18 protein-coding genes are annotated in these 16,419 nt (G+C 64.5%); 8 read left to right on the top strand and 10 right to left on the bottom strand.

Annotation, left to right across the window (positions count from 1 at the left end):
- Positions 1–57: 57 nt before the first annotated feature.
- The 4 genes from FIU91_RS17855 to FIU91_RS17840 all read right to left on the bottom strand — a co-directional run bounded on the left by FIU91_RS17855 (position 58) and on the right by FIU91_RS17840 (position 2,472).
- A complete protein-coding gene (locus FIU91_RS17855; protein ID WP_093009062.1) occupies positions 58–987 on the bottom strand; it encodes a sterol desaturase family protein in 930 nt (309 codons plus the stop codon).
- Positions 984–1,376 carry a hypothetical protein gene (locus tag FIU91_RS17850; RefSeq protein ID WP_152463495.1) on the bottom strand — a complete coding sequence of 131 codons (393 nt, stop codon included), beginning with the start codon at positions 1,374–1,376 and terminating at the stop codon, positions 984–986. The genes FIU91_RS17855 and FIU91_RS17850 overlap by 4 nt, the downstream gene beginning before the upstream one ends.
- Before the next feature lie 63 nt (positions 1,377–1,439).
- Positions 1,440–1,808 (bottom strand): hypothetical protein, encoded by a 369-nt coding sequence (locus tag FIU91_RS17845; protein WP_093009060.1) that lies wholly within the window; start codon positions 1,806–1,808, stop codon positions 1,440–1,442.
- A 109-nt stretch (positions 1,809–1,917) separates the two neighbouring features.
- Positions 1,918–2,472, bottom strand: coding sequence for a TlpA disulfide reductase family protein (locus FIU91_RS17840; protein ID WP_152463494.1), 555 nt, complete (start codon positions 2,470–2,472; stop codon positions 1,918–1,920).
- Between the two features lie 25 nt (positions 2,473–2,497).
- Here FIU91_RS17840 and argH point away from each other — a divergent pair, with 25 nt between their 5' ends.
- The 6 genes from argH to FIU91_RS17810 all read left to right on the top strand — a co-directional run bounded on the left by argH (position 2,498) and on the right by FIU91_RS17810 (position 8,627).
- Positions 2,498–3,889, top strand: coding sequence for an argininosuccinate lyase (argH, locus tag FIU91_RS17835; RefSeq protein ID WP_152463493.1), 1,392 nt, complete (start codon positions 2,498–2,500; stop codon positions 3,887–3,889).
- Positions 3,886–4,026, top strand: coding sequence for an argininosuccinate lyase (locus FIU91_RS17830; protein ID WP_152463492.1), 141 nt, complete (start codon positions 3,886–3,888; stop codon positions 4,024–4,026). The genes argH and FIU91_RS17830 overlap by 4 nt, the downstream gene beginning before the upstream one ends.
- Positions 4,023–4,229 (top strand): hypothetical protein, encoded by a 207-nt coding sequence (locus FIU91_RS17825; protein ID WP_152463491.1) that lies wholly within the window; start codon positions 4,023–4,025, stop codon positions 4,227–4,229. The genes FIU91_RS17830 and FIU91_RS17825 overlap by 4 nt, the downstream gene beginning before the upstream one ends.
- Positions 4,229–4,546, top strand: coding sequence for a DUF2834 domain-containing protein (locus FIU91_RS17820; RefSeq protein ID WP_152463490.1), 318 nt, complete (start codon positions 4,229–4,231; stop codon positions 4,544–4,546). The genes FIU91_RS17825 and FIU91_RS17820 overlap by 1 nt, the downstream gene beginning before the upstream one ends.
- Before the next feature lie 124 nt (positions 4,547–4,670).
- The gene (gene lysA / locus FIU91_RS17815) at positions 4,671–5,936 is read left to right on the top strand and encodes a diaminopimelate decarboxylase (protein WP_152463489.1); all 1,266 of its coding nucleotides are present in this window, start codon (positions 4,671–4,673) and stop codon (positions 5,934–5,936) included.
- Between the two features lie 42 nt (positions 5,937–5,978).
- Positions 5,979–8,627 (top strand): TIGR02302 family protein, encoded by a 2,649-nt coding sequence (locus tag FIU91_RS17810; protein WP_152463488.1) that lies wholly within the window; start codon positions 5,979–5,981, stop codon positions 8,625–8,627.
- 3 nt (positions 8,628–8,630) lie between these two features.
- Here FIU91_RS17810 and arfB read toward each other — a convergent pair whose 3' ends face one another.
- From arfB to FIU91_RS17780, 6 genes are all read right to left on the bottom strand, one after another.
- A complete protein-coding gene (gene arfB / locus FIU91_RS17805; RefSeq protein WP_152463487.1) occupies positions 8,631–9,050 on the bottom strand; it encodes an alternative ribosome rescue aminoacyl-tRNA hydrolase ArfB in 420 nt (139 codons plus the stop codon).
- A gap of 261 nt (positions 9,051–9,311) precedes the next feature.
- Complete coding sequence (locus FIU91_RS17800) at positions 9,312–9,941, bottom strand: queuosine precursor transporter (RefSeq protein ID WP_093009053.1); 630 nt, start codon at positions 9,939–9,941, stop codon at positions 9,312–9,314.
- 94 nt (positions 9,942–10,035) lie between these two features.
- Positions 10,036–10,914 carry an esterase-like activity of phytase family protein gene (locus tag FIU91_RS17795; protein WP_152463486.1) on the bottom strand — a complete coding sequence of 293 codons (879 nt, stop codon included), beginning with the start codon at positions 10,912–10,914 and terminating at the stop codon, positions 10,036–10,038.
- On the bottom strand, positions 10,887–11,819 hold the full coding sequence (mepA, locus tag FIU91_RS17790; RefSeq protein ID WP_152463485.1) for a penicillin-insensitive murein endopeptidase: 933 nt from the start codon (positions 11,817–11,819) through the stop codon (positions 10,887–10,889). Before mepA ends, FIU91_RS17795 begins: the two co-directional genes overlap by 28 nt.
- Positions 11,816–13,180, bottom strand: coding sequence for an MFS transporter (locus tag FIU91_RS17785; protein WP_152463484.1), 1,365 nt, complete (start codon positions 13,178–13,180; stop codon positions 11,816–11,818). The genes mepA and FIU91_RS17785 overlap by 4 nt, the downstream gene beginning before the upstream one ends.
- A 75-nt stretch (positions 13,181–13,255) precedes the next feature.
- The gene (locus FIU91_RS17780) at positions 13,256–13,792 is read right to left on the bottom strand and encodes an acyl-CoA thioesterase (RefSeq protein ID WP_152463483.1); all 537 of its coding nucleotides are present in this window, start codon (positions 13,790–13,792) and stop codon (positions 13,256–13,258) included.
- A 129-nt stretch (positions 13,793–13,921) separates the two neighbouring features.
- Here FIU91_RS17780 and FIU91_RS17775 point away from each other — a divergent pair, with 129 nt between their 5' ends.
- On the top strand, positions 13,922–14,215 hold the full coding sequence (locus FIU91_RS17775) for a YggT family protein (RefSeq protein ID WP_093009048.1): 294 nt from the start codon (positions 13,922–13,924) through the stop codon (positions 14,213–14,215).
- A gap of 115 nt (positions 14,216–14,330) precedes the next feature.
- Positions 14,331–16,385 carry a DNA helicase RecQ gene (gene recQ / locus FIU91_RS17770; RefSeq protein WP_152463482.1) on the top strand — a complete coding sequence of 685 codons (2,055 nt, stop codon included), beginning with the start codon at positions 14,331–14,333 and terminating at the stop codon, positions 16,383–16,385.
- Positions 16,386–16,419: the final 34 nt, after the last annotated feature.

Raw genomic sequence — 16,419 nt, 5'->3', positions numbered from 1 at the left:
GCTGAGATTGGGGCCTCCCGAAGTTTATTCGGAGCAATCCACGGGAGGCATCCGCGCTCAGGAAAAGCCCGGCGTGCCCCGATCCTGCGGGTGCCGCGCGAGGTGCTTCTCCTTGATCGCCTCGGAGGTGTCGCGAGAGCCGTCATGGCTCCATCCCGGCGGCGCAACCGCGTAGGCGAGACGTTCGCGCAAGGTCAGACCCGGCTGCGTCACATCGCGAAAGATCGCGATCCATTCATGGAACGCGACCCGGATCGGATTGAACGTTCCAAGATTGTGCACCAGCCCGTAATCGACCTTCTCGTCCTCGCGCTCGGGCACGAAGGTGCCGAACATCTTGTCCCAGATGATGAAGACGCCCGCGTAATTGGCGTCGAGATAGCGTGGGTTGCGGCCATGATGGACGCGGTGATGCGAGGGCGTGTTCATCACCGCCTCGAACCAGCGAGGCATCCGGCCGATCGCCTCGGTATGAATCCAGAACTGGTAGATCAGGTTCAGACCGCCACAAAACAGCACCATCGCCGGGTGAAAACCCAGAAGGATCAGCGGCGCGCGCACGATCATCATGAAGGTGAAGGTGCCCGTCCAGGTCTGCCTGAGCGCCGTGGTCAGATTGTAGTGCTGCGAGGAGTGGTGATTGACATGGCTCGCCCAGACCCAGCGGATGCGATGCCCGAAGCGATGCACCCAGTAATATCGCAGATCGTCGAGCACGAAGCAGAGCGCGACGACCCAGATAGACGTGCCGAGGTCCAGCGGCGTGATCGCCCAGAGCGCCATGAAGAAGCCCCAAGCGATGAAGCCTAGCGCTATTCCGGAGGCGACATTGCCAGCGCCCATGACGAGCGAGGTCACCGCATCGCGGGTCTCGTATCGCCCGCCACGCCGCATCATCGCGATCCAGAGAAGCTCTATAAGAATAAGCGCGATGAAGAGGGGCACCGCCATCTGCACGACGTCGGGATAGGAAAGATCGGATGTCATCGCGGGACTTTCATGGAGGTCAGCCAGGCCCGGCGCTCATCTGGCGCAAGGCGAATGCGAATATTCGGGGCAGTGAGATCGGCGAGACGGATGCTGAGACCGGTTTTCGTCTCTTGCGCGTCGGCATCTGCCAGAAAGCGCACCGAGCTGTCCGCGCCCATGGCCCAGACGAGGGCAGGGCCCTTATCCGTCTCTATCAAGGCGGAATGGCGGTCAGCTGACAGTGTGATGGTTCCGGTCGCGACATCGGGCCATTCGCGCAGGAAGGCCATGCGGGCCGCCTCGGCATCGTCGAAGCGGTGCAATTTCGAGAAGCCGAAGAGATGCGTCAGGATCGCGACGCCCGCGATCCCGCCGACGACGAGTGCGATGAGCACCAAAAGCGGCATGCGATCTCCCCCTGCATGCCAAGATGCGGGAGGAGATCGCGGGCTGTCAAAGCGGTCGTTGCGTCACTTGAACCGGTAGCGATGCGCGCGCTCGGCCCCGCCGGATTGGGGCAGGATACGGACCCAGTCGCCGGCGACTTCCCATTTCTGGCAGCCCGAGCCGACATCGCCCGGCGCTTCGCGGCAGAGCGTGTCTCCGGACCAGCGCCATTCGCCGGAGGCTTCGCGGCCCTTGGTGATCGCGACATAGGTGCCGTCCGTACGGACGCGCAGCTTGTTGCCGCGCCGGTCCTCGAGCTCCTTGCCCGCGACCGCGCGCATGAATTCGCTTTCCGAGGTGATCGGAAGCCAGTTGGGATCAGCAAGGGCGGTTTGTGCCATGCCGAACGTTAGAACGGCCGCAATGGCCGCGGAACGGATCTTGAATGTCATGCCTGTCTCCAGTGACTGCTCTTGGTATTGGCTGAAGTCTTTTTGTTATAGCCACGGAGAATGACGCCTGGATGACGCAACGTCAATATAGGGCGCTATGAGCTGGTTTTCAGTCGGCGATCATTGCCTCGATCAGGGTCTTGGCATCGTCGGAGGCCCAGTCGGCATCGCCGGTCAGGCGCGCCACTTCCTGGCCCTCGGGGTTGAGGATAACGGTGATCGGCAAGCCGAGAACCGCCATTTCCCGCGCCAGGGTCGATCGCGGGTCACGGTTCAGCGGCAAGTTGTGGACGCCGATCTCTTCGAAGAAAGTCTCCATCGCCGGCGGCGGATTGCGGCCGGTGGCGATGGTGACGACCTCGAAGTCGTCTCCGCCAAGCTCGGTTTGCAGTTCGGACAGCGCGGGCATTTCCTCGCGGCAGGGCGCACACCAGGTGGCCCAGAAATTCACGAGCGTCCACTTGCCTTCGTAATCCGCAAGGCTGAGCGCCTCACCTTCGAAGGTTTCGAACGCTGAGGTGCCCGCGGGCTTCGGGTCGGAGTGAATGTTGAGCTTCTTCATGTCGCCGTCCCGCATCTCGGACAGGTCGGAGACATCCGCTCCTGCCGGAATTGCAAGCGTCAGAGCCGCAGTATAGACGAGCACGCCAAGAGCTTTCTTCATATTCCCTCCGCCAGGAGTATTCTTCATGTCCGACACGACCTCGAACCAGATGTGGGGCGGGCGCTTCGCCGCGGGCCCGGACGCGATCATGGAGGCGATCAATGCCTCGATCGGGTTCGACAAGCGGCTCGCGGCGCAGGACATCGCCGGATCGAGGGCCCATGCCGCCATGCTGGCTGCCACAGGCATCGTGAAAGCTAGCGATGCAGAGGCGATGAGGGAAGGCTTGCTCACCGTGTTGTCAGAGATCGAGGCGGGGGAGTTCGAATTCTCCGCCGCGCTCGAGGACATCCACATGAACGTGGAGGCGCGACTGAAGGCGCTGATCGGCGATGCGGCAGGGCGTCTGCATACCGGGCGGTCTCGGAACGACCAGGTGGCGACGGATTTCAGGCTCTGGGTGCGCGATCAGCTCGATGCCGGGGAAGAGCAACTCCTCGCGCTCCTGCGCGCGCTCCTCGTCCAAGCGGAGGCCGGCGCGGATTGGGTCATGCCGGGCTTCACCCATCTGCAAACCGCGCAGCCGGTGACATGGGGCCATCACATGATGGCCTATGTCGAGATGTTCGGCCGCGACCTGTCGCGTTTGCGGGACGCACGCGCCCGGATGAACGAATCGCCCCTCGGCGCGGCGGCGCTCGCGGGCACGGGTTTTCCGATCGACCGGGAGATGACCGCCGAGGCCTTGGGCTTCGACCGCCCGATGGCCAATTCGCTCGACGCCGTGTCGGACCGCGATTTTGCGCTCGAGTTTCTGTCGGTCGCCTCGATCAGCGCGATGCACCTGTCGCGCTTCGCCGAAGAGCTGGTGATCTGGTCGTCCGCACAATTCCGGTTCGTGACCCTGTCGGACCGGTTCTCGACCGGCTCGTCGATCATGCCGCAGAAGAAGAATCCCGACGCGGCCGAACTCATCCGCGCCAAGATCGGACGGATCTTCGGGGCCAATGTGGCGCTGATGACAGTGATGAAGGGACTGCCCTTGGCGTATTCCAAGGACATGCAGGAGGATAAGGAACAGGTCTTCGATGCCGCGGACAACTGGCTTTTGTCGCTCGCCGCGATGACCGGCATGGTGGGCGACATGAGTGCCAACCGCGCGTCATTGGAGGCGGCCGCTTCGAGTGGTTTCTCGACCGCGACGGACCTTGCCGACTGGCTCGTGCGCGAGGCGGGCCTGCCCTTCCGCGACGCGCATCACGTGACCGGAACGCTGGTCGCGCTCGCCGAGAAGAAGGGCTGTGATCTGCCGGACTTGAGCCTTTCCGACATGCAAGGCGTTCACGAAAGCATCACCGAGGGTGTCTTCGACGTCCTGGGCGTGCATAATTCCGTGGCAAGCCGCACGAGCTACGGCGGCACGGCGCCTGCACAGGTTCGCGCGCAGATCGCCCGTTGGAAGGAGAGACTTGGATGAGAGCCTTTCTGATCTTTGCCATTTTCGGCCTCGCCGCCTGCGGTGCGGACGGTGAGCCCGAGCGCCCGGATCCGAACCAGCGCGAGCCGGGCATCACCGTCACCGGCAGCGCGGAATTCGGCGTGGTGTCGCGATGAGAGTGCTCTGGGCCCTGCCGTTCCTGGCGCTTGCCGCCTGCGCGTCCGAGCCGGAGAACCCGTTCGAGCGCGAGCTTGGCCCGCCGCCGCAGGAAACTGTCACGAACCGGAACGTTTTTGTCGAGGTCGGCACGAACGGCGTCGATGTCGGCGGTTCCATCAGCCGAACGCGCGGTAATCTCACCTACGGGATCGGTTTTTGATGCGCGGGCTGCGTCCATTGTGGCTAGCGCTGGCGGTATGGGGCGCGGTGCACCCGATGTACTGGTTCGTGACCTATCTCAGTCAGAATGACTGGTCCTTCGGCGCGTTGATCGACGCGTGGTATGTCAACGCCTCCACCACCGGCTTGACCTGGGATCTCACGATCGCGGCCGTCACGCTGACCCTGTGGGTGCTGGCGGAGGTCGCGATGCGGCGCAACTGGACAGGCCTTCTGGCGATCCCGGCGACCTTCTGCATCGGTGTGAGCTGTGGCCTTCCGCTTTACCTCTACCTTCGCGCCAAGCCCGTCGGCTGAAGCGAGGGCGCTGCCCTCGCGCTCCCGCGGGTATTTTTGCCAACCCAAAGAATGAAAGCCGGCTCTCGCGCCTCGCGCGTCAGTGCTGTATGGGCGGCTCGACTATCAGCGGAAGGTGCGCGCTTTGGATCATTTTCTTTACCGTGACGGCATTCTGCACGCCGAGGACGTGCAGCTGAGCGAGATCGCCGCTTCAGTGGGCACCCCGGCCTATGTCTACTCGACTGCAACGCTCGAACGGCATTTCCGGCTCTTCGACGAGGCGCTCGAGGGTATGCCGCACCTTGTCTGCTACGCGATGAAGGCGGCGTCGAACCAGGCGATCCTGAAGACTTTGGCGGCGCTCGGTGCGGGGATGGACGTCGTCTCCGGCGGAGAATACGCGCGGGCCAAGGCTGCGGGCGTGCCGGGCGACAAGATCGTCTTTGCCGGCGTGGGCAAGACCGAGGCCGAGATCGCGCAGGCGCTCGCGGGCGGGCTTCGTCAGTTCAACGTCGAAAGCGAGCCCGAACTTCAAGCCATCTCGCGGGTAGCCTCGGAGATGGGCGTGACCGCCCCGGTCACGATCCGGGTGAACCCGGATGTCGATGCGAAGACCCATGCAAAGATCGCGACGGGCAAATCCGAGAACAAGTTCGGCGTGCCGATCGCACGGGCGCGGGGCGTCTATGCCGAGGCCGCCGCGCTGCCTGGCATCGAGGTTATCGGCATCGACGTGCATATCGGATCGCAGCTGACCGATCTGGCGCCGTTCGAGGCGGCGTATCTCAAGGTTGCCGAACTGACCGAGACGCTGCGCGCGGACGGGCACAAGATCGAACGGCTGGATCTCGGGGGCGGGCTTGGCATTCCCTATGAGCGCTCGAACACCGCGCCGCCGCTGCCGACGGAATACGGCGCGCTCATCAAGCGGACGGTCGGGCATCTCGGTTGCGAGATCGAGATCGAGCCCGGACGGCTCATCGCGGGCAATGCGGGCATTCTTCTCAGCCGGGTGATCTATGTAAAGGAAGGGGAGGGGCGGCGCTTTCTCATTCTCGATGCGGCGATGAACGATCTCATCCGCCCGGCCATGTATGACGCCTGGCACGACATCGTGCCGGTCATCGAGCCTGAACCTGGTCAGGAACGGGCAAGCTATGACGTGGTGGGGCCGGTCTGCGAATCGGGTGACACCTTCGCCAGAGCGCGGGAGATGCCACAACTGCGGGAGGGCGATCTCGTCGCGTTCCGGTCCGCGGGAGCTTACGGCGCGGTCATGGCCAGCGAGTACAATTCGCGACCACTTGTCCCGGAAGTTCTGGTGAAGGACGATCACCATGCCGTCATTCGGGCCCGGCCAAGCTTTGACGAAATGATTTCGCGCGATAGCATTCCAGAGTGGCTATAGGACAAAACTGACCTACGGCCCTTCGACATCGCGGGAGCCGCAATGGCCGATCAAACCACCGATCCGAACGACATCATTGGTCGCGTGAAGCGTCCTCTGGCACTGACGCGCGCCGGGCTGGTCGCGGAGCGCGCGGTAAGGGCGTTCTGGCCGCTTTGGTCCGTGGTCTTTGCCGCCGTCGCGATGCTGATGCTGGGCCTTCAGGATTTCGTGTCTGCGACGGTCGTGCTGATCGTGGCGGTGCTTGCGCTCGGTCTTGCGGGCTGGACTCTCTGGCGCGGGCTCAGCCGGTTCACCTGGCCCTCCCGCGAGGATGCGCTCATTCGGCTCGACTCGACCATGCCGGGCCATCCGATCACGACCTCGCTCGACCGGCAGGCCATTGGCGCGGGCGACGGTGCAAGTGCCGCCGTCTGGAATGCCCACCAGGCCCGCATGCGCGCGCGGCTCGCCGAGGCGAAAGCGGTTGAGCCCGACTTGCGCGTCTCGGACGCCGACCCTTATGCATTGCGCTATGCGGCGCTTCTGGCGCTGGCGGTGGCGCTCCTCTTCGGATCGGTGATGCGGGTCTCGTCGGTCGCCGGGATCGGACCGGGCGGGGCGTCGGATCTTGCCACCGGGCCGAGTTGGGAGGGCTGGGTCGAACCGCCTGCCTATACGCGGCTGCCGACGATCTATCTCAACGATATCACTGATCCCGAACTATCGGTCCCGGAGGGCTCCGCCGTAACGCTGCGGCTGTACGGCGAGGTGGGCGCGCTCTCCGTTTCCGAGACCGTTTCGGGCAATCCGCTGGCTCAGGAAGACGGCGTTGATGAGACGGCGCGCGATTTCTCGGTCGAAACGGACGGTCGAATTGCGATCGATGGGCCGAACGGCCGGGCCTGGGACATCGCAGTGACCGAGGATGCCGCGCCGGAAGTGGACCAGGTGGGTCGCTTCGACGTGAAGTATGACGGGGAGGCGTCGCTCTCCTACGAGGCATCGGACGATTACGAGGTGACGGGCGGAACCGCGACCGTGACGCTGGCACTCGATGACGTCGACCGCCGCTACGGGCGCGAGATCGAACCCGAGCAGCGCGACGCCATCGAGGTGCCGCTTCCCCTGCCGGTTGCGGGCGACCGGTCCGATTTCGAAGAGACGTTGATCGATAATTTCTCGCAGCATCCCTGGGCCAATCTTCCGGTCAATATCAGCTTCGAAGTGACCGATGCGGCAGGTCAGGTCGGGGCATCCGAAGCGAATGTGCAGACACTGCCAGGACGCCGCTTCTTCGAGCCAATGGCCGCGGCCCTTATCGAAGAGCGTCAAGCACTCCTCTGGAACCGGGAGAACGCGGATGACATCGCGCTGATCATGCGCGCGATCAGCCATGAGCCTGACGGGCTTTTCCGGCAAAGCTCCCACTATCTGCGCTTCCGCACGATCCTGCGCCGGCTCGAGGCCAGCGCCAAGGACGGAATGAGCGATGAGGAAGTGGCAGAGACCGCCGCGGCGATGTGGGATCTCGCCATCGTCCTCGAAGAAGGCGATCTCGACGATGCCCGCGAGCGGCTTCAGCGCGCGCAGGAGCGTCTGACAGAAGCCATGCGCAACGGCGCGTCCGAGGATGAGATCGCGGAACTCATGCAGGAGCTGCGCCGCGCGACCGACGATTACATGCGCCAGCTCGCACAGGAGCAGCGCCGCACCGCCGAAGAAAATGGTGAGAGCCCGTCGCAGGACATGCAGAACGGGATGCAGATGACGCAGAACGATCTGCAGGAGATGATGGACCGCATCGAGGAGCTGATGGAGGAAGGCCGCATGGCCGAGGCCATGCAGGCGATGGAAGAGCTGCAGCGTCTCATGGAGAACATGCGCGTCACCGAAGGCCAGGGCCAAGGCCAGCAGAGCCCCGGTCAGCAGGCGATGGAAGGTCTCGGCGAGACACTGCGCGAACAGCAGGAGCTGTCGGATCAGGCCTTCGAAGATCTGCAGGAACAGTTCAATCCGGGCCAGAACCGGCAAGGACAGCAGGGCCAGCAGGGCCAGCAGGGTCAGGACGGCCAGCAGCAAGGTCAGGGCCAACAGCCCGGTCAGCAGAACCAGGGCCGCGGCGAAGGCCAGCAACAGGGTCAGGGGCAAGGCCAAGGTCAGGGTGAGCAACAAGGCCAGCAAGGGCAGGGCGGCGGCCAGAGCCTCGAGGAAAGTCTCGCTGACCGGCAACGATCGCTTCGGGGCGAACTCAATCGCCAGCGGCAGAACATGCCGGGCGACGGGTCAGAGGCGGGTCGCCGCGCGGGTGAAGCCCTCGATCGTGCGGAAGGCGCGATGGAAGGCGCAGAGGATGCGTTGCGCGAGGACGATCTTGCCGGTGCCATCGATCGCCAATCCGAAGCCATGGAAGCTCTGCGCGAGGGTATGCGGAACCTCGGCGAAGCGATGGCCGAACAGCAGGGTCAACAGCCCGGTGAGCAGGGCCAGCAGGGCATGGCCGACGGCACTGATCCGGGGCAGCATCGCGATCCGCTCGGGCGCTCCGCCGGATCGAACGGGCAGATCGGCTCGGACGAGCAGATGCTTCAGGGCGAGGATGTCTATCGCCGGGCGCGGGAGCTTCTCGACGAGATCCGCCGGCGTTCGGGTGAGGGCGAGCGGCCAGAGGAAGAGCTGGAATATCTCGAGCGGCTGCTGGAGCGGTTCTGACGCTTACTCGGGATCGACCTTGCCGCGCAGGGCTTTCTTCTCTCCGTGAACCTTCTTCGCCTTGAGGCGACGTTTCTTTGCGCCGAGCGTCGGTCGCGTCGGAATGCGCTTCTTCGGTTTCTCGAATGCCTTTCCGATCAGCTCCGCGAGTCGGTCGCGAGCGATTTCGCGGTTGCGCGCCTGGCTGCGCGTCTCGTCGACCTGAAGGATGAGTGCGCCCTCTTTCGTCCAGCGCCGGCCCGCGAGCCGTTTCAGGCGGGCCTTGACCGGACCGGGCAGGTTCGGCGACCGCTCCGCCTCGAAGCGAAGTTCGACAGCGCTCGAGACCTTGTTGACGTTTTGCCCGCCGGGCCCCGAGGCACGGATGAACTGCTCGGTAATCTCCCAATCCTCGATGGTCGCGCGATTTCCGATCCTGAGCATGCCGTCCTCCTAACCGCGGACAATATAAAAGGGCCGCCCCAAAGGGCGACCCCCGAGAATGTGGAGGTGGGGCCGGTTAGGCTCTTCCACCAATTCGGACGATCATCCGCCTGTAGGGGCTGCCCTAGGGGCGGGTCCTCCGAATTGTCCCGACACCTCTCTCCAATGCTTCTCTCGACACTGGATCACCTCCTTTCTCTGAGTTGCTCAATGAGGTCAGCCTGACACAGCTTTTCTCGGGTGCAAAACAAAATCTTGTGGTCAGGTGGCGGGCTGTGCCCCAACTGCGCGGGAAACGATCATCCGGAACGGAACGAGCGCAACGAGCGCCAGGCTCAGCTTCACCATCCAGTCGGCAACAGCGAGCGATACCCAGAGCGGCACGACCGGACCGACGCCCAGAAGTGGCAGCGCCTCACCGGCCCAGCTTACGTCGTTGGAGGGCTCGAGGAAGGTCAGCGCACCAGAGAATGCGACCGTGAAGAAGATCGCCGTATCGACCGAGGAGCCGACCAGCGTCGAGGCAAGCGGAGCACGCCACCAGCGGCCCTCGCGCAGCCGGTCGAATATCGACACGTCGAGCAGTTGCGCGGTCAGAAAGGCGAGGCCCGATGCGATGGCGATGCGGAGCGTCACTAGCGGTCCGAATTCCCCCTGGATCTGCGTGCCGATGAAGGAGCACAGAACGCCGACGGCGAAGCCTGCCAGCACGACCTTGCGCGCGGGTCCGGGCCCATAGAGGCGGTTCATCAGGTCGGTGACGAGGAAGGCGATGGGATAGGTGAAAGCGCCCCAAGTCAGCCATTGGCCGAGCAGGAACTGCACCAGGATGTTGGAGGCGACGACAACAGCCGCCATGGCAAGAATGCCGGGAATATGCGCGCGGGTCATGGAATTCTCCCGTTTTGACAAGGTCGCGGGGACTTGGCTCCGGACCATTCCGGAACAGTCGCGCGCAGTAGACCAGCCGCGCGGGCCGCGCAAGTCATTCCTCGACGCGGATCTCCACGAATTCGGTGCGCTGGAGAATGTTGAAGTTGTCGTCCGAGATCATCGTGAGGCGTATCGTTCCGGCCTCGTCACGCCAGGCGGCGATGCCTTCGAGGTTGTCGAAGCTGCCGTAATCCGACGTGAAGATCGTGCGTTCGGCGGCAATGCCATTGCCGTCGATTTCAAACCGGCGCACGCGGCTCTGGAACGCGAAACCGCTGAAGCTGCGCTCGAGAATGTACAGCGCCCCATCCTGCCCGAAATCGGCACCGACCGGAAGGAAGCCGCCGCTCCGAGAGATCTCGAAGGGCTGCGACCAGCGCCCGTCCTTGAGCCGCCAGACCGGGAAGGGTTGGGTGAGCCCGCCCGAGCGCTCCGGCATGGTATAAAGTGCGCCCGTCTCGTCGATCGCGAGTGCTTCGAGCCCCGAATTTGTCTGAAGACTGCCGAAAGCCGGAGGCAGCGGCAGCTCGGTTGCGCCCTTGTCGCCATAAGCCCAGATCCGCGGCGTGCCTTCGAAGCTGATGACACGGGTTCCTGTCGGGCTGATGGCGAGTCCTTCGGCATCTTGTTCGGACTGACCAAGCTCGCCGCCCGAGGGCGTCGTGAGGCGCTCGATCTCGCCGGAGGTGATACCGGAAATCTTGCCGTCCGTGCGCTCGATCCGGCCCGCGACGATGGAGCCGCGGTCGCTGATCGCAACGAAGCTTCGGCCGTCATCGGACAGCTCGAGGCCGGAGAAGCCGCCGAAGGTCTCTCCGGTGCTTTGCCAGGTGAAGCGCGACAGGAACACATCCGAGATCGGCTCCGCCGCGCAGGCCGGAAGCGTGAGGAGGGCGAGCGCGCTTAGCGCGCCGAGAGAACGGAGACGCATTGAGCCGGAAGATCCGCCATTGTGATTTCGCGTTTCGGCTTCGGGGCGGGCGCGTTCGGATCCGGCGGCGGCGGGTTCAGGATGTTGTTGACCCAGGCCTCCGCATCGGCGCAGCCGTCACCCGGCGGCGGTGGAGCCTGGTCAACGCATCCTGTGGCGCCGCGCGGGCAGGCGAGACGCACGTGGAAGTGGTAATGATGCCCGTACCACGGGCGGATCTTGCTCAGCCAGGACCGATCGCCTGTCTCCTCATTGCACATCCGGACCTTCGCGCCGGGGAAAATGAAGATGCGTGCCACACGCGGATCCGATGCAGCGGCCTTCAGAATCTCATGATGCGCGCGCGTCCAGTTGTCGTTCGTGTAGGCGCCGTTCGCGCGGCGCAGTGAGATCGAGGAGATGTTCTCGCGCTCGGTGGTCGACAGGTTGAGCCGGTCCGCGGGCCGGAGCCAGAAATCCGCGTCGAGCCCGATCTGATGGCTCGCATGGCCTGTCAGCATCGGTCCGCCGCGCGGCTGGCTGATATCGCCCACGTAAAGCCCGTTCCATCCCGGCTGCTGCGCGGCCTTGCGCGACAGATCCTGGATGTAGTCGATCATGATCGGCTGGCCCCAGTTGCGGTTGCGCGAAAGGCGCATCGCCTGCCAGGTCGGACCGGTCTCGGGCAACGCCACGTTCCCTGCGGCGCAGCCCTTGGAATAGGAGCCGTAGGGCGCGGCCGATTGGGGCGAGCTTGCCTGTTCGGCCCCGAAGAGCTGCTTGGCGCTGCGCGTGGACATCACGGCGGGTATGGTCGCGGGTGCCGACGCCTCTGGCGCGTTGGTGCCGTTGTCGTTGGACGACCCGCCGCCGCATCCGGTCAGAAGCGCGGCTGCGAGCGTGAGTGTAAGAATGGGCCTGATCATGCTGCTCGATCTCCGTCGGGGTTAACGAAGCGTAGCAGAAAGAGACCCAGCAGAAAAAGGAGAATGACCGGAATAAAGCCCAGCTGGTTGCTTTGCGTCAGGATCGTGAAAAGGGTGATCAGGGCGGGAGCAAGGAACGCGGTCGCGCGGCCGGCCAATGCGAAGAGCCCGAAGGCCTCGGCCGCATGATCGGGCCGGCAATGGCGCACCATCATCGTGCGGGACGCGGCATAGAGCGAGCCGCCCGCACCGCCGATGATGGCGCCGCAGATGTAGAAGATGATGTCGGGCAGGCGCGACCCCTCCGGGAAGGGAATACCTAAGAGACCTTCGCGCGACATCCCGACGATGACGCATCCAACGATGATAAGGCACCAGATATTCGCGCGGATCACGGGCTTCGGACCGAAGCGTTCATCGGCCAGACCTCCGACCCAGGACAGGATCGCCGCGGCAATGGCGGCGATGATGCCGAAGACGCCGATCTGGATGATCTCCCAACCCAGGACGAGATTGGCGTAGACCCCGCCATAGGAATACAGCGCAGTCATCGCATCCCGGTAGAACATCGAGGAGAGAAGAAACGAGCGGTAACTCGGTCGTTTCACAACGCCCGCCAGCGTCGCCTTGAGCTGACCGAACACGGTCCCGAGGCTAGGCCGAACCGCGCGTTCGGCTGGCAGATCCTGCGTCCAGATGAAGAAGGGGATGGCGAAGATCGCGAACCAGAGCGCGATGAACGGCCCGACGAAGCGAGTGCCCTCGCGCGCCTTTGCATCGAGGCCGAATGGTGGCGACAGACCGATCAGCGTCGTGCCGCCCTCGTTTTCGGCGAAGAACAGGAGCATCACGAACAGCGATAGCACACCGCCCCAATATCCAAAGGCGATCGCACCGCCCGAAAGCCGGCCCACCGCGTCACCTTGGTTGAGCGAAGGCAGGATCGCGTTGTTGAGGTTGAACGCGGACTCCGAAGCGACGAAACCCAGCCAGAAGAGGATGAGCGCGAGATAGAGCCCTGTCCCGTCCGGCTGCAGGAACCACAAACCTGCCGCGCATAGAACTGCAGTCGAGATGAAGGTCACGAACCAGGGCATCTTGCGGCCCGAAGCATCCGCGTAAGCCCCGAGGATCGGCGCAGAGAAGGCAATCGCGAGACCTGCGATGGTCTGCGCGCTCGACCAAAGGCTCTGCGCGGTGGCGGAGGCCGCGCGCTCCGTCGATCCGCCCGCCATGAAATACTCGGCAGCGACAGAGGCGAAATAGGGACCGAAGATGAAGGTCAGGCCGAGCGTCGCATAGGGCTGCTGCGCCCAGTCGAACATCATCCATGCCCAGATGCGTTTGCGTATCGTCGTCATGCTGCGCCGAACTCCCATGCCCCGCGCGGATGAACGCAGAGTGACCGGCGCGAGGCAAGCCTCAACTGGCCGGGCTCAGTGTTTCTCGGGTGGCCAGGGGCGCTCTGCTTCCGCATCGATCCAGGCGGCGATCCAGCCCGGCATCTCGGGTGCCGGATCGGTATGGCCGACGGCGGCCGCGACCTGGTCTGGCGGCACGATGCCGCTCTTGTCGGTGACTGCCGTGCGAAAAAGCGCGTGGCTCGTGCACTCGCCATCACCGCGCCACATGGATTGCTCGATATAGATGAAGCGCTTGTCCCAGGTCACGATACGCGAGCGCATCTCGATCTTTGCGAAGGCCCGGACGCGGCGGCGATAGCGCACCGAGGAGCCCGCGACGGTCAGCCCCCAGCCGTTCTTCTTCATCGCGCCGATAAGCCCGCCTCGAATGGCGAGCGGGATGCGGCCAAGATCGTAAATGGTCAGGGTGCGGCCGTTGTTGAGCTCCCACCACATGTCGAGATCCCAGGGCCAGCAGATGTGATAAGACACGTGATCCTGACCGATCTCGAGCGCGGACGCGTTGCGGAAGATCAGGCCCTCTTTGAAGAGGCGGACGAAGGGATACATGGGCGGGCTCCTTTCGGCTGCCTGTCGCGCCGGAACCCCGGAAGGTCAAGGGCAACGCGGCGACACTTGCTCTCCGGCAGGCTTGCGCTTACCTCAGGGCGGATCGACAGACAGAAGGGCCCGACCGACATGCAATCGCTTTTCCAGATCCTGATGCTGCTCCTGGACGTTGTCTGGTTCTTCATCATCGCGCACGTTATCATGAGCTGGCTGATCAATTTCCAGGTGCTGAACCTGCGTCAGCCGATCGTCGCGCAGATCTGGGACGGTCTGAACCGCCTGCTCGAGCCGCTCTATCGCCCGATCCGTCAGATCCTGCCGAACATGGGCGGGCTCGACCTCGCGCCGCTGGTCGTGCTGATCGGCATTTACGCCCTTCGCATCATCCTCGCCAACAATGCGGGTCTGTTCTACGGGTATTGATCCCGGCCTCGGACGCCCAAGACACTGCGGATGTCTGCTAGGGGCTTGTTCACCGAGTCCTGGTATGAGACCTTTGCTCAAAGAGCAGATATAGACAATCAGGCAGGTCTCACCCATGCCCCGCGATCTGGCCAGCGCCGAGGCGCTGTTGCGTGACGTTTTCGGATTCGAGAGCTTTCGCCCCGGCCAGGGCGAGATCGTGGATGCGGTCACGCAAGGTCGAGACGTGCTTGCCATCATGCCGACCGGCGGGGGCAAATCGCTCTGCTTTCAGCTGCCGGCGCTCGTTCGGCCCGGCCTGACCGTCGTCATCTCGCCGCTCATCGCGCTGATGCGCGACCAGGTGCGCGCGTTGCGCGAGGCCGGGGTCGCGGCGGGCGCGCTGACATCCGGCAATACGCAGGACGAGACCGACGCGGTGTTCGATGCCCTGCATTCCGGTGATCTGAAACTGCTCTATCTCGCGCCGGAACGCCTTGCCTCGGGCGGAACGGCCCGCCTTCTCGCGGAGGCAGGCGTTAGCCTGATCGCGGTCGACGAGGCGCATTGCGTCAGCCAATGGGGCCACGATTTCCGGCCCGATTACCTGCGGATCGGTGCCTTGCGGCGCGATCTCGACGTGCCGGTCGCTGCCTTCACCGCCACGGCGGATGAAGAGACCCGCGAGGAGATCGTCGCGCGGCTGTTCGGCGGCGGCACGCCGGATGTGTTCCTGCGCGGCTTCGACCGACCGAACATCCACCTCGCATTTTCGCCCAAGGACAATCCCCGCAAACAGATCCTCGGCTTTGCCGATGCGCGGCGCGGGCAACCCGGGATCGTTTATTGCGGCACGCGCGCCAAGACCGAGACGCTGGCACAGGCGCTGAGCCAGGACGGTCATGTCGCGCTCGCCTATCACGGCGGGATGGATCCTGAACGCCGCCGGGACGTCGAGGCGCGTTTTGCCGTCGAGGATGGGCTGATCGTCGTGGCGACCGTGGCCTTCGGCATGGGCGTCGACAAGCCGGATATACGCTGGGTGGCCCATGCGGATCTGCCGAAGTCCATCGAGGCCTATTACCAGGAAATCGGCCGCTCGGGGCGCGATGGCGGACCGGCCGAGACGCTCACGCTTTACGGCCCCGACGATATCCGTCTGCGTCGCAGCCAGATCGACGAGGGTCTTGCGCCGCCCGAACGCCGCATCGCGGATCACGGCCGGCTCAATGCGCTTCTGGGCCTCGCCGAGGCGCAGGGCTGCCGGCGGCGCGTGCTTCTGGGCTATTTTGGCGAAAGCCCGGCAGCCGATTGCGGGCATTGCGACCTGTGCGACGCCCCGCCCGAGACGTTCGACGGCACCGAGGCGGTGCGGAAGGCGCTCTCGGCGGCGCTGCGGACTGGCGAGAATTTCGGCGCGGGCCATCTCATCGATATCCTGCGCGGGCAGGCCACGGAGAAGGTGAAGGCGCGGGGACATGACGGTCTGCCGACCTTTGGTGTTGGTCAGGATCTCAGCCAGTCCCAATGGCAGGCGGTGTTCCGGCAGATGATGGGCTTCGACCTCATGCGACCCGATCCGGAACGGCATGGCGCGCTCGTCATGACCGATCGCGCGCTGCCGATCCTGAAAGGCGAGGAAAGCGTAAGGCTGCGCCGCGATGTCATGGCGCGGCGTGCGACCCGCGCGACGCCGAAAGCGCTTGTCAGCGACGAGGACGCGCCGCTGCTCTCGGCGCTCAAGGCCAAGCGCCGCGCCTTGGCGGAGGCCGCATCCGTCCCGGCCTATATCATTTTCAACGACCGTACCTTGATCGAGATGGCCGAGCGCCGCCCGCAAAGCCTCGACGAGATGGCAGGTATCTCCGGGATCGGGGCCAAGAAGCTGGACCGCTACGGCGATGCCTTTCTCGAGGTGATCGCCGGGGAAGCGGCAGGGCTGCATCCCGCGCGGCGCAGGCTCGCGGGACGGGGCGCAGGCAGTCTCTACGACAGGCTTCTCGCCACGCAGGCGGATTTGACACGGGGTGCGGACGGCACGGAAAAGCCGCTGTCCTGTTCGGCCTCGCAGCTTGCGAAGATCGCCGAGGCGCGGCCTTCGGGCGAAAGTGCGTTGTCCCGCTTTCTCGACGAGCGCCGGATGGAGCGGTTTGGCCCGGCCTTCCTGTCGGTGCTGAGCGCGACAGAGTGACGATTGCGCGCTGCGCCGCTTGCCCTAAATCGGA

The organism is Roseivivax sp. THAF30 (assembly GCF_009363575.1).
GTDB lineage: Bacteria > Pseudomonadota > Alphaproteobacteria > Rhodobacterales > Rhodobacteraceae > Roseivivax > Roseivivax halotolerans.
The sequence above is the reverse complement of the archived record's forward strand: the minus strand, read 5'-3'. Positions and strand labels throughout refer to the sequence as shown.

Excerpts from the sequence above, each read along its gene's own strand:
- FIU91_RS17840 (WP_152463494.1), bottom strand. The coding sequence starts at position 2,472 with ATGAAGAAAGCTCTTGGCGTGCTCGTCTATACTGCGGCTCTGACGCTT.
- FIU91_RS17820 (WP_152463490.1), top strand. The coding sequence starts at position 4,229 with ATGCGCGGGCTGCGTCCATTGTGGCTAGCGCTGGCGGTATGGGGCGCG.
- FIU91_RS17810 (WP_152463488.1), top strand. The coding sequence starts at position 5,979 with ATGGCCGATCAAACCACCGATCCGAACGACATCATTGGTCGCGTGAAG.
- recQ (WP_152463482.1), top strand. The coding sequence starts at position 14,331 with ATGCCCCGCGATCTGGCCAGCGCCGAGGCGCTGTTGCGTGACGTTTTC.
- argH (WP_152463493.1), top strand. The coding sequence starts at position 2,498 with ATGTCCGACACGACCTCGAACCAGATGTGGGGCGGGCGCTTCGCCGCG.
- FIU91_RS17855 (WP_093009062.1), bottom strand. The coding sequence starts at position 987 with ATGACATCCGATCTTTCCTATCCCGACGTCGTGCAGATGGCGGTGCCC.
- FIU91_RS17785 (WP_152463484.1), bottom strand. The coding sequence starts at position 13,180 with ATGACGACGATACGCAAACGCATCTGGGCATGGATGATGTTCGACTGG.
- FIU91_RS17825 (WP_152463491.1), top strand. The coding sequence starts at position 4,023 with ATGAGAGTGCTCTGGGCCCTGCCGTTCCTGGCGCTTGCCGCCTGCGCG.
- FIU91_RS17845 (WP_093009060.1), bottom strand. The coding sequence starts at position 1,808 with ATGACATTCAAGATCCGTTCCGCGGCCATTGCGGCCGTTCTAACGTTC.
- FIU91_RS17775 (WP_093009048.1), top strand. The coding sequence starts at position 13,922 with ATGCAATCGCTTTTCCAGATCCTGATGCTGCTCCTGGACGTTGTCTGG.
- FIU91_RS17850 (WP_152463495.1), bottom strand. The coding sequence starts at position 1,376 with ATGCCGCTTTTGGTGCTCATCGCACTCGTCGTCGGCGGGATCGCGGGC.
- FIU91_RS17795 (WP_152463486.1), bottom strand. The coding sequence starts at position 10,914 with ATGCGTCTCCGTTCTCTCGGCGCGCTAAGCGCGCTCGCCCTCCTCACG.
- FIU91_RS17780 (WP_152463483.1), bottom strand. The coding sequence starts at position 13,792 with ATGTATCCCTTCGTCCGCCTCTTCAAAGAGGGCCTGATCTTCCGCAAC.
- FIU91_RS17830 (WP_152463492.1), top strand. The coding sequence starts at position 3,886 with ATGAGAGCCTTTCTGATCTTTGCCATTTTCGGCCTCGCCGCCTGCGGT.
- mepA (WP_152463485.1), bottom strand. The coding sequence starts at position 11,819 with ATGATCAGGCCCATTCTTACACTCACGCTCGCAGCCGCGCTTCTGACC.
- arfB (WP_152463487.1), bottom strand. The coding sequence starts at position 9,050 with ATGCTCAGGATCGGAAATCGCGCGACCATCGAGGATTGGGAGATTACC.
- FIU91_RS17800 (WP_093009053.1), bottom strand. The coding sequence starts at position 9,941 with ATGACCCGCGCGCATATTCCCGGCATTCTTGCCATGGCGGCTGTTGTC.